Here is an 11,712-nt window from a genome sequence, read left to right on the forward strand (position 1 = left end):
ATTTTATATAGACGTTTGTTTGTAGGAAGTGCGCTGTTACTGACGTTAATTGGTATAGTCTTTATTTATTCAGCGAGTGCCTATTGGAGTGAAGTACATTATGCAGATGATTTGCCGTTTTACGTCAAGCAGATGATGTATTTTGCATTAGCCCTTGTTTGTTTTACGATCGTGAGTCGTAGCAAGTGGCTACTGGATGAAAAATGGTGGTTTCTGCTATATGTACTCTCCATTGTTTTATTAATCGCTGTACTGATTCCAGGGATTGGTGTATGGCGAAATGGCTCACGAAGCTGGTTAGGGATTGGACCATTGACATTCCAGCCAGCTGAATTTGTCAAAATTACAACACTCGTATATTTAAGTATCGTTCTTGCGAAGTGGAAACGTGGCGAACACATTATTAAGCTAAAACATTTTATCGTTTTGCTATTACCGATTGCGCTAATTATGATGCAACCGGATTTTGGGTCAGCCTTTATTTTAATTGTAGCTGCATTTATCCTATTTTTTATTGCAAATTATCCAATCAAGTTTTATGCACTGTGCATTATGCTAGGCATAACAGGACTTGTTGCGTTAATTTTGTCTGCACCATACCGACTTGCCCGCATTCAATCCTTTTTAGATCCGTGGCAAGATCCTTTAGGGAAGGGATTTCAGGCAGTTCAATCGTTACTGGCTATTGGACCTGCTGGATTATTCGGACATGGTTTTTTAAAAAGTAGACAAAAATACTTATACTTACCAGAGCCGCAAAACGATTTCATTTTTTCCATTTTGCTAGAAGAAACGGGTTTCATAGGTGGACTTTGTATTGTATGTATTTTTGCGTGCTTTTTATATAGTGGGTATAAATTAGCTACTCATGCCATCTACGTACGCCATTTTTATATCATTAGTGCACTTGTTTCAATGATCGCTGTACAGGCGTCCTTAAATATAGGGGTAGTCATTGGACTGCTACCTGTTACAGGGGTCACACTGCCTTTTATTAGTTATGGTGGTACATCATTAATGATTTTATGGCTTACAGTTGGAATTATCTACTTATTTGGAGCTACGACAGAAGGAGAGAGAGGAGCATCATGGAAAAAGTAATTGACTTGGAAGATCGCATACCAACATTTCGGCAAAAGCGGCGAAAAAGAACGAACTTTAAATTTATAGTATTAACGACTATTTTCCTCTTCCTTTTGCTCCTGCTTTTGTATTTTCAATCGCCATATAGCGAAGTGAAAACAATTGATATTTCAGGACATACACTAGTAGATCGTACATATTATGAGGAATTGTCTGAAATAAAAGTAGGAGACTCCATGTGGGGGATTGATGCTAAGGAAATCGAAGCTAAAATGGAAGCGCTTGATTGGGTGAAAAAAGTAAGTGTACAACGGAAATGGTTAACAACTGTCGTCATTGAAATTAAGGAATGGAAAAAAGTAGCCTATTTAGCGAAAGATAATACATTTTATCCAATGCTTGAAAATGGTGTTTTATATGAAGAAGCAAATGAATTATTGCCGATTGATGCCCCCATTTTCTTGGCGTTTAATGATGAGGATTTGCGTAAGCGACTATTAAAAGAATTAGCTAAGCTAAAACCGGAAGTGCTCGCACTCATTTCGCAAATTAATGCGACTGCTTCTGCTTCAGATCCTTACGCCATTACATTATTTATGAATGATGGTTATGAAGTGCGAGCAGATATTACATCACTTGCAAGTAAGTTAAATTATTATCCTTCTATTATTGCACAAATTGAAAATGAAGAACAATTTGAAAAGGGGATTATTGATATCGAAGTAGGGTCATACTATCGACCGTATACAGAAGAATACACAGCCATTAACTTCGAAGAAGATGTAGGAGAACAGGATGTGATGGAAGATGAAGAACAATCCTCACAATAAAAGGAATGTACTTTGGAATCGAAAATATTTTGTGATTTTAGTCGTCTGTATTATTACGGGCTTTATCATAGGGTACTCCTATAATTTATCAAAAGATGATCGCCAAACAAGTTCGATTTCTAGTCTTTATGTGCAACAAGGTGACACATATCGAGAAGAACTCATCGCACAGCAAGAGCGCAATAAAGAGCTTGCAGAAGAATTAAATATACTACTTCAAACAATCCGAAACTATGAAAAAGAATTTGCAACAAATGAAGGGCAATACGAATCGTTAGTAGAAGAGGCTGAACGATTACGTATTCTATTAGGTGAACTGCCTGCGGTTGGTGAAGGAATCGCGATTACATTACGTGATAACGCCTATACAGGCATGACGAATCCGAATGATTATATTGTACACGAAAGCCATATATTTTCTGTCATTAACGAGTTGAAAATCTCTGGTGCAGAAGCGATTGCGATTAATGGACACCGTTTAAAAACCAATTCGTATATCAGTTGTAATGGACCTGTTATTACGATTGATGGAAGTCAGTATCCAGCGCCGTTTGTTGTGGAAGCAGTCGGGAATCGAGAAACATTGACTGCGGCGCTTGAAATTGAAGGTGGGGTAGTAGACCAGTTGTTAAGCGATCATATCGTCGTAACGGTGGAAAAGAAAGAACAAGTCTTGATGCCTTCTATTACAAAAGGGAATTCTTAGGAGGTATTGGATGACGAGGAAAATGTATATTCATATTACGCTTATTTCTTTCATTATCGGATTGATGCTTGCAGTTCAATACAATACGGTTCAAAGCCCTGAAAAAAAAGAAACGACAGATGTTTGGGAAATTCGTCAAGATTTATCAGATGAAAAGAAGTTGCATTCAGAGTTGTTGACTAACATTAGACAAGCTCAGGATATCGTTCGTAAATATGAGGATAAAGAGCTAGGTGATCCCGAGGCCATTTTAGCGCAGACCGTAGAAGATTTACAAGAAGCGGCAGGCCTTAAAGAAGTAACAGGTCCAGGAATAACGATTAGCATTACCCCTTCACCTGAATTAATAGCATTTGGTTATGAAATAAATGAAATCTCACCATCATTGTTAATTCGTCTTGTGAATGATATTTATCGTTATAAAGGACACTATATCGAATTAAATGGACAACGGGTTATTCATTCTTCCGCTATTCGTGATATTAACGGAAAAACAACGGTCGGTAGCGTACCTATTGGCAAAACGAACGTTGAGATGATTGTCATTACAGAAACGGAAGAAGAAGCTGCAAAATTGTATAACCACTTAATGGCATCTTCATTTATGGATGAATTTTTCATTGATAATATGATGCTAACTGTAGAGCAACCAGAGACTACACTGACAGTTCGTGCAACAGATATGGATATTCGTAACACCTATTTAACAGAACATAAAGGGGATTAGAATATGTGGTTACCACTACTAGGATTAATTTTAGGGATTGCACTTGGCGTCTTAACCGATATTCAAATTCCTGCTGTGTATGAAAATTATTTATCCATTGCGGTACTTGCAGCGCTTGATACAATGTTTGGTGGCATTCGTGCACAGTTGCAGCAAGTATACGATGATAAGGTATTTATTTCAGGTTTTTTCTTCAATATTGCGCTTGCGGCAGGGCTCGCCTTTTTAGGGGTGCATATAGGAGTAGACTTGTATTTAGCAGCGATTTTTGCCTTTGGCGTACGGCTGTTTCAAAATATCGCAGTCATCCGTAGGATTTTAATTACAAAATGGGAAGAATATAGAATAAAAAAGCGTGAAAATTCATCAAAATCACGTTAAAATTTGATTACAAGTAGTGATTTACTTAGACATTAATCAGATTTTACAATAGAATTAAAAGTAGAAGTATTTTAAGGAGGTGCAGCGAGTTGAATCATCAAGATATATATATTTCGCTAGATATTGGTTCATCTTCTATTAAAGTATTAATAGGTGAAATGAGTGATAGACAATTACACGTAATTGGCGTCGGACAAATAAAATCAAACGGCATTCGTAGGGGTGCAATTGTAGATATAGATGCAACAGTGCAATCAATAAAAAAAGCAGTTGAACAAGCAGAAAGAATGACTGGTTTAACGATTGAAGAAGTCGTACTCGGTGTACCAGCAAATCAGACGGTATTACAATCAGTCAAAGGTGTAGTCGCTGTAAACGGAGACGGTCGTGAAATCTCAGATGATGATTTGGCACGTGTACTGGAATCAGCGCAAAGTATGGTAACACCACCAGAAAAAGAAATCGTTAATTTAATTCCAAAACGGTTTACAGTCGACCTATTATCTGAAATTAAAGACCCACGCGGTATGATTGGGACACGCTTAGAGGTAGATGCTACGATGATTATGACATCGAAAACATTGCTCCATAATGTACTGCGATGTGTAGAGCGTGCTGGTCTAAAAGTGCGAGAAATTTATTTACAACCATTAGCGGCAGGTTATTATGCTTTAACAGAAGATGAAAAAAATCAAGGGACTGCCTATATCGATTTAGGTGGTGGTTCAACAACAATCGCTGTGTTTGAAGATGGATTATTAACACATACCGGAGTAGTAGGGATGGGTGGCGACCAGATTACAAAGGATTTATCCATTGTACTGGAAACATCAACCGAACAAGCAGAGAACATCAAAAAACAGTATGGTCATGCGTTTTTTGACGATGCATCAGATGAACAATTATTTGAAGTTCAAGTAGATGGGACAAGTGCGACAGAGCAATATAGTCAACGTTACATTGCAGAAATTATCGGAGCTCGTGTTGAAGAAATTTTGGAGTATGTATTAGATGAGCTATCTCGACTCGGTGTTCGTGATTTACCAGGTGGGGTTGTATTAACAGGAGGTGTAGCGCAACTAGAAGGTGTAGGGCAAGTTGCTCGCCAAGTGATGCAACTTCGTGTGCGTATACATACACCAGATTATATTGGTGTGCGTGACCCTGGTTTCACAACAGCGGTAGGATTAATTCGTTATGCGCATTCAGATGATGAATTTTACGGTAGGAGCTCAGAAATACAACCTGTTTCTGGACCCACTCAATCACCTCCTCCTAAAAAACAATCTAATGCAACTGAGAAAAAAGTCAATCACAAGTCCACAACGACTATTATTGACAAAGCAAAAAAATTCTTTAACAACTTTTTCGAGTGACGATAAAGATATAGAGCAGGAGGAGACAAAATGTTAGAGTTTGATACAAGTTATGACCAAGGCGCGGTCATTAAAGTAATCGGTGTTGGTGGTGGCGGAAACAACGCTGTTAACCGAATGATTGAACATGGCGTGCAAGGTGTCGATTTTATAGCGGTAAATACAGATGCACAAGCATTAGAGCATTCTAAAGCACAATATAAACTGCAAATTGGTGGTAAATTAACACGCGGTCTCGGAGCAGGTGCAAATCCTGAAGTAGGAAAAAAAGCAGCAGAAGAGAGTCGGGAGCAATTAGAAGAAGTACTACGCGGTGCAGATATGGTGTTTGTAACGGCAGGTATGGGTGGTGGTACTGGAACAGGTGCTGCGCCAGTAATCGCTCAAATTTCACGTGATTTAGGTGCGTTAACGGTCGGTGTTGTAACTCGTCCGTTCACATTTGAAGGTCGTAAACGCCAAACGCAAGCGATTGGTGGGATTTCTAACTTAAAAGAAGCGGTTGATACGTTAATTGTCATTCCGAATGATAAGTTATTACAAATCGTTGATAAATCAACACCGATGCTTGAAGCATTCCGTGAAGCAGATAACGTACTTCGACAAGGTGTACAAGGGATTTCAGATTTAATCGCAACACCTGGTTTAATCAACCTTGACTTTGCTGATGTGAAAACAATCATGTCTGATAAAGGTTCTGCTTTAATGGGAATCGGTATTGCAACAGGAGAAAACCGTGCAACAGAAGCAGCAAAAAAAGCTATTTCAAGTCCATTGCTTGAAACGTCAATTGATGGTGCTAAAGGCGTTATTATGAATATTACAGGTGGTTCGAACTTATCGCTATACGAAGTACAGGAAGCAGCAGATATCGTAGCCTCGGCTTCCGATGAAGAAGTAAACATGATTTTCGGTTCTGTTATCAATGAGAACTTAAATGATGAAATTATCGTAACTGTCATTGCTACAGGTTTTTCAGACGATATTATTCCAGCTGGCTCATCATCACCACGTCAAACACTTGGACTTGGGGGACGTACAGCTACTGCTCAACCAGTGCAACAAGTACGTCATGAACCTGTTCAGCAAGAACCAGTTCGCCAAGTATCATCTCAAGATGATCAATTAGATATTCCGACATTTTTACGTAACCGTCGTAATCGTAATCAATAGTTTACTAGCCTACAAGATTTTATGCTTGTGGGCTTTTTTATTTGTTAAGGAAATTATAAAATTTCGCATTGTGGATAATGGTTGTGGAAAAGAGCAGCTACGTCTAGGCGAAAGCGCCATCCCCTCGCGACGCTTCGACTCCCTCCTACGTGTGGCAAGCACACTTGTCGGGATTCTCCAGCGCGTGTCGGGGATGAGCAGGCGCTTTAGCGCTTTTGTTCTTTGTCTAAAAATGTCACATTACTACTGATTTTGTAAAGTAATTTCTAGAAAACCATTCACTGTTTTGACAAATTGCTCAATTCCCTCGTGGTACTGTATGGCTAGGAGGTTTTTTTGCATGGCTGGAGAATGGCTCCTTGTTGTAAACACGATTTATAATTATCTGTTGCTCTCCTTTACACAAACGATTACAAATGTTCGGGTAACGAAGACAAAATTATGGGTTATGGCAACGCTCAGTAGTTTAATAGGCATATTGTTGTTTCCTTCCATAATCGGGGTCTTTATAAGTTTTTTTATTTTAGTACTTGCATTCCCTATACAAACATTGTTGTTTAGGCAGGCTTTTGTATTATTTATCGCAACGCTTGTCGTTGGAGGTCTTTTAACGGCTATTCAATCATATGCTAGCAGTAAATACAACATGCTTGTGTTGTGGGTTGCGTTTGCTGCACTTATTCTTTTTTTTCTTGTTAGACACTATAGGTTACAGTGGATTTTCCGACAAAATACATTCCATACATCGTGCACATTGCAGTTTTTAGGGAAGTCTATTACACTACCTGCCTTTATTGATACGGGAAATACGTGTATTGAGCCAATTAGTGCACTGCCTGTTCATTTTGTATCGTTACCAGCTGTTAAGCAACAATTAGCTACAGATTTTGTACATGCGCTGACAAGTTGGAAACAAGATCAGCCATATGAACTTGACATGTTTTCAAAGGATGTACAGAAACGATTGCGTGTAGTACCAATTCAAACGGTACAAGGGGATACGCTCGCACTCGCTTTTCGGTTAGAGACACTTACAATGGGTGAGCAAACATTTTACGATCATTATATTGTCTTTACAGCAAAAGATGCTAAGTTTCCAAGACAAGTAGATGTTATTCTCCATGTGTCTATGCTTCCTATCACATAAAAAAGGGGGACACTCATTGCTTCAAAAGCTACGCTTACTTTTTTTACGCATTTGGCGAAAAATTTCACGTCAGGGAACATACTATATAGGAGGACATGATGCATTGCCAGTACCATTAACTCGAGAAGAAGAATTAACCGTTGTCAAAGCATTTATGGATGGAGATTTAGGTGCTCGTGATACATTAATTGAGCGTAATTTACGTCTTGTTGTGTATATTGCGAGAAGATTTGATAATACAGCGACGCCAATTGAAGATTTAATTAGTATTGGTTCAATTGGATTAATTAAAGCCATTGAAACGTTTAATACAGAAAAAAATATAAAATTGGCCACATATGCTTCACGTTGTATCGAGAATGAAATTTTAATGCATCTTAGAAAAACGAGTCGTATGAAAAGTGAAGTGTCGCTCGATGAACCACTGAATTCCGATGCAGATGGAAATGAGTTGTTATTATCGGATATTTTAGGCACGGAAGAGCATATTATTTCAGATGATGTAGAGCGAAAACTACAGCGTCAGCATATGTTCCACGCGATTAATTGTTTAAACCCACGCGAAAAATATATTATGGAATGCCGTTTTGGTTTAAATGGTAAAACAGAAATGACACAAAAGGAAGTAGCGGATCATTTAGGCATATCCCAATCGTATATTTCGCGCCTTGAGAAGAAGATTATTTTAGACCTACGTGAATATTTAAATGAACCGATTGCGTAAATTGGTTGAAATTGGCGTGGTATAGATGCGCATAGTCTCACCTCATACGGACAAACTGAACGATAAAAAGGTTCGGAGGAAAAGAGATGGTTCGTATGAAAGTAGAACTATGTGGTGTCGATACATCGACGTTACCTATTTTAAAACATGAAGAAATGAAAGCTTTATTTGAACGTATGCAAGCTGGTGAAGAGGAAGTACGCGAACAGCTTGTCATGTGCAATTTACGTCTTGTACTAAGTATTGTTGGCCGTTTTTCTTATCGTGGCGAGCAAGCAGATGATTTATTCCAAGTAGGCTGTATCGGTTTATTAAAAGCAATTGATCATTTTGATTTAAAACATAATGTGCGATTTTCCACATATGCCGTACCAATGATTGTCGGAGAAATTCGACGTCATTTACGTGATCATCATGCACTAAGAGTTTCCCGCTCATTGCGAGACATTGCGTATAAAGCGATGCAAGCAAAAGAACAATTTGTACTGGAGCATTCATATGAACCAACATTACAGCAAATTGCAGAGATGCTTGAAATGAAACAGGAAGATGTACTATATGCGTTAGATGCGATACAAGACCCAATGTCCCTACAAGAACCGATTTACGCGGATGGCACGGATCCAGTGTACATGCTGGATCAGTTAAAAGGTGATGTGTCAGAAGACCAGTGGGTTGCATATGTATCGGTAAAAGAGAGTATGCAAAAGCTGGATGAACGTCAGCAGCTCATTGTCGCCAAACGCTTTTATTACGGGGAAACGCAAACGGAAATTGCCAAAACATTAGGCATATCACAAGCGCAAATATCACGTTTAGAAAAAAGTGCAATTGCACTCATGCAGAAAGACTATAAAGTTGACTAGAGCGCACATCATGTGCGCTTTTCTTCACAATTGGGGAAAGATTATTTTGAAAAAAACAAAAGGTGGAGTGCTATGTTAAGATTTTCAACGGTGCAACAGAAAGAGATGATAGAGGCTGGGAGTGGACGGTTTATTGGCTATATTGTCGATGCAGAAGTAAATGAAAAAAGTGGACATATTGAGTACTTTTTTGTGGCACAACCGAGGAAAATTTCGCAAATTCTTCATAAAGAAGATAGTATAAAAAAAGTAGCAATTAGTGATATTCTCATAGTAGGCAAGGATGTAATTTTAGTAAAAACGGCTTCCGTATAGGTCGCCCTATTCATTGATAAATCACCTTTAGCTTGATACAATAATATAAACTAATATTGTAAAGTTGGGAAAAAAGTGACCGAAATTATTAATAATTTAAAATGTATTCAAAAAAAAATAGAAGATGCACAACATAGAGCAAATGGATCGCAACAAGTAAATATCGTAGCAGTAACAAAAGAAGTAGATGTAGCACGTACGCAGGAAGCGCTTGCAGCAGGTCTTGTACATCTAGGCGAAAACCGCCCAGAAGGATTACATACAAAGCTTGAACATATTAAATCTGGTGTAAAATGGCATTATATAGGCTCATTACAAACGCGGAAAGTAAAACAAGTAATAAACGATATTCACTTTTTACATTCATTAGACCGAATTAGCCTAGCAGAAGAAATTGAAAAGCGCGCGGAACGACCGATTAAATGCTTTGTTCAAGCAAATGTTTCAGGTGAGGAATCGAAGCATGGGTTGTCAAAGGAAGAGGTCATTTCGTTTATTCAACAACTAGCTGCTTACACAAAAATCGAAGTCGTCGGGTTAATGACAATGGCTCCAAATACAGAAGATGAACACATCATTCGTAATGTATTTCGTGAAGTGAAAAAACTTCAACAGGAAGTTATTGCCTTGCAATTACCATATGCTCCGTGCACTGAACTTTCTATGGGAATGTCAAATGACTACGAGATTGCTGTAGAGGAAGGAGCAACCTTTGTAAGGATTGGCACGGCTCTTGTTGGATGATGAAAGAAGGGACGGTGGATGAGTATGAAAAACATTATAAAAAATTTCTTCTACTTAGAAGATGAGGAAGAACATGTAACACATGATGAAGTAACTGAAAAGAACGTAAAACAACAGCAGTCTGAAGTGCCTGCTATTAATGCACGATTTAAAAAAGAGCGCAAAGTTGTTCCGCAACAGTTACCACATGTGTCTGCTCCATCGCAAAATAATGTAGTAAGCCTCCATGCAGCAACAACAACAAAGGGTGCCAAAGTCGTATTAGTAGAGCCTCGTGTTTACGCGGAAGCACAAGATATTGCCGAAAATTTAAAAAATAAACGTGCGACAATTGTGAATTTACAACGTATTGAGCGTGATCAAGGTGTACGTATTATTGACTTTTTAAGTGGTACAGTGTATGCATTAGGTGGCGATATTCAACGAATTGGAACAGATATTTTCCTATGTACACCAGAGAATGTAGAAGTATCAGGAGAAATTTCAAATTATATTATTGATGAAATTTAGAAGCTAGAGAGGTATTTAGATGATTTATTATATTATTATGCAGGCATTTACGATTTACACGTTTATGCTAATTGCATACATTTTGCTATCGTGGATTCCAGCAGCACAAGACTCCGCTGTAGGTCGCTTTTTAGCAACAGTATGTGAACCGTACTTAGGGTTTTTCCGCAAGTTTATTCCGCCAATTGGCATGATTGATATTTCACCAATTGTTGCATTGTTTGCACTACGCTTTATTCAACAAGGTTTATTAAATGTTATTAGCTACATTATTTAAGTCTTTCCCCGTACAATGTTTCTCATTGTAAGGGGATTTTATTTAACAAGGAGTTACGAAAATGGAGCATTTAATTCAGCACTTTCGAAAAGATGAACAGCCATTTATTGAACAAGTTGTTGGTTGGCAGCGCGAAGTGGAAGATCGTTATGCACCGCGCTTAACCGATTTTTTAGACCCACGGCAACGTTTTATCGTGAGTACTGTAATAGGTCAGTCAGATGATTTAACTGTTTCTATGGAAGGAGGATTTCAAGCATCCGAGCGCATGCGGATGATAATTGCACCTTCCTATTATGTGCCAGAAGAACATGACTACCATCTTACAATCTTTTCAGTAAGCTATCCTTCGAAATTTGTACAAATTAAACATCCTGATGTGTTAGGGGCACTCCTTTCACTTGGTGTTGAACGGGGCAAATTTGGCGATATTCGTGTGGCTGAAAATACAGTAGAATTTGCAGTGGCAAAGGAAGTAGCAGATTATGTACGTACGAATTTATCGAGCATTGGTAAAGTGAAAGTACATATGGAGGAAGTAGGGACAAGTTCGCTTTTACAGCTAGAAGAACAATGGGAAGAAAGCTCTTGTACCGTTTCTTCGATGCGTCTTGACGTTGTACTTGCGACTATATTAAATCTTTCGCGACAAAAATCGCAAAGTCTGATTGCAGCAGGTCGCGTAAAAGTCAATTGGACCGTTCGCGAGCAAGTGGCATTTGAATTACAAGAAGGCGATATTATTTCTGCACGAGGTTTTGGTCGTTTAAAAGTAATCATGACAGAAGGACGGACAAAAAAAGATAAAATTCGCCTACAAATAGGTCGATTAGAGCAAAAACTATGACTATCT

At 38.4% G+C, this 11,712-nt stretch carries 15 protein-coding genes; all 15 read left to right on the forward strand.

Annotated features, from left to right (window positions below; all coding sequences use genetic code 11):
- The first annotated feature begins 15 nt into the window (after positions 1-15).
- Complete coding sequence (locus tag AAGS61_RS00545; protein ID WP_391366330.1) at positions 16-1,101, forward strand: FtsW/RodA/SpoVE family cell cycle protein; 1,086 nt, start codon at positions 16-18, stop codon at positions 1,099-1,101.
- Positions 1,089-1,913 (forward strand): cell division protein FtsQ/DivIB, encoded by an 825-nt coding sequence (locus AAGS61_RS00550; RefSeq protein WP_391366331.1) that lies wholly within the window; start codon positions 1,089-1,091, stop codon positions 1,911-1,913. The genes AAGS61_RS00545 and AAGS61_RS00550 overlap by 13 nt, the downstream gene beginning before the upstream one ends.
- Positions 1,891-2,619, forward strand: a complete 729-nt coding sequence (locus AAGS61_RS00555) for a DUF881 domain-containing protein (RefSeq protein WP_391366332.1) — start codon at positions 1,891-1,893, stop codon at positions 2,617-2,619. Before AAGS61_RS00550 ends, AAGS61_RS00555 begins: the two co-directional genes overlap by 23 nt.
- Before the next feature lie 10 nt (positions 2,620-2,629).
- Positions 2,630-3,346: a DUF881 domain-containing protein gene (locus tag AAGS61_RS00560; RefSeq protein WP_391366333.1), complete on the forward strand. Its 717-nt coding sequence runs from the start codon at positions 2,630-2,632 to the stop codon at positions 3,344-3,346.
- 3 nt (positions 3,347-3,349) lie between these two features.
- A complete protein-coding gene (locus AAGS61_RS00565; RefSeq protein ID WP_391366334.1) occupies positions 3,350-3,727 on the forward strand; it encodes a small basic family protein in 378 nt (125 codons plus the stop codon).
- A gap of 89 nt (positions 3,728-3,816) precedes the next feature.
- Complete coding sequence (gene ftsA, locus AAGS61_RS00570; RefSeq protein WP_391366335.1) at positions 3,817-5,103, forward strand: cell division protein FtsA; 1,287 nt, start codon at positions 3,817-3,819, stop codon at positions 5,101-5,103.
- Between the two features lie 30 nt (positions 5,104-5,133).
- Positions 5,134-6,276 carry a cell division protein FtsZ gene (gene ftsZ / locus AAGS61_RS00575; RefSeq protein ID WP_391366336.1) on the forward strand — a complete coding sequence of 381 codons (1,143 nt, stop codon included), beginning with the start codon at positions 5,134-5,136 and terminating at the stop codon, positions 6,274-6,276.
- A gap of 340 nt (positions 6,277-6,616) precedes the next feature.
- A complete protein-coding gene (locus AAGS61_RS00580; protein ID WP_391366337.1) occupies positions 6,617-7,423 on the forward strand; it encodes a sigma-E processing peptidase SpoIIGA in 807 nt (268 codons plus the stop codon).
- Between the two features lie 16 nt (positions 7,424-7,439).
- A complete protein-coding gene (sigE, locus tag AAGS61_RS00585; protein ID WP_391366338.1) occupies positions 7,440-8,147 on the forward strand; it encodes an RNA polymerase sporulation sigma factor SigE in 708 nt (235 codons plus the stop codon).
- Between the two features lie 86 nt (positions 8,148-8,233).
- Positions 8,234-9,013, forward strand: coding sequence for an RNA polymerase sporulation sigma factor SigG (gene sigG, locus AAGS61_RS00590; RefSeq protein WP_391366339.1), 780 nt, complete (start codon positions 8,234-8,236; stop codon positions 9,011-9,013).
- A 72-nt stretch (positions 9,014-9,085) separates the two neighbouring features.
- Positions 9,086-9,328, forward strand: a complete 243-nt coding sequence (locus AAGS61_RS00595; protein WP_391366340.1) for a PRC-barrel domain-containing protein — start codon at positions 9,086-9,088, stop codon at positions 9,326-9,328.
- Between the two features lie 75 nt (positions 9,329-9,403).
- Positions 9,404-10,072: a YggS family pyridoxal phosphate-dependent enzyme gene (locus AAGS61_RS00600; RefSeq protein ID WP_391366341.1), complete on the forward strand. Its 669-nt coding sequence runs from the start codon at positions 9,404-9,406 to the stop codon at positions 10,070-10,072.
- Between the two features lie 18 nt (positions 10,073-10,090).
- Positions 10,091-10,582 (forward strand): cell division protein SepF, encoded by a 492-nt coding sequence (locus tag AAGS61_RS00605; RefSeq protein ID WP_391366342.1) that lies wholly within the window; start codon positions 10,091-10,093, stop codon positions 10,580-10,582.
- A gap of 19 nt (positions 10,583-10,601) precedes the next feature.
- Complete coding sequence (locus AAGS61_RS00610) at positions 10,602-10,859, forward strand: YggT family protein (RefSeq protein ID WP_391366343.1); 258 nt, start codon at positions 10,602-10,604, stop codon at positions 10,857-10,859.
- 61 nt (positions 10,860-10,920) lie between these two features.
- Positions 10,921-11,706 carry an RNA-binding protein gene (locus AAGS61_RS00615; protein ID WP_391366344.1) on the forward strand — a complete coding sequence of 262 codons (786 nt, stop codon included), beginning with the start codon at positions 10,921-10,923 and terminating at the stop codon, positions 11,704-11,706.
- Positions 11,707-11,712: the final 6 nt, after the last annotated feature.

It is taken from the genome of Lysinibacillus sp. KU-BSD001 (assembly GCF_042920265.1).
Classification (GTDB): Bacteria; Bacillota; Bacilli; order Bacillales_A; family Planococcaceae; genus Lysinibacillus_B.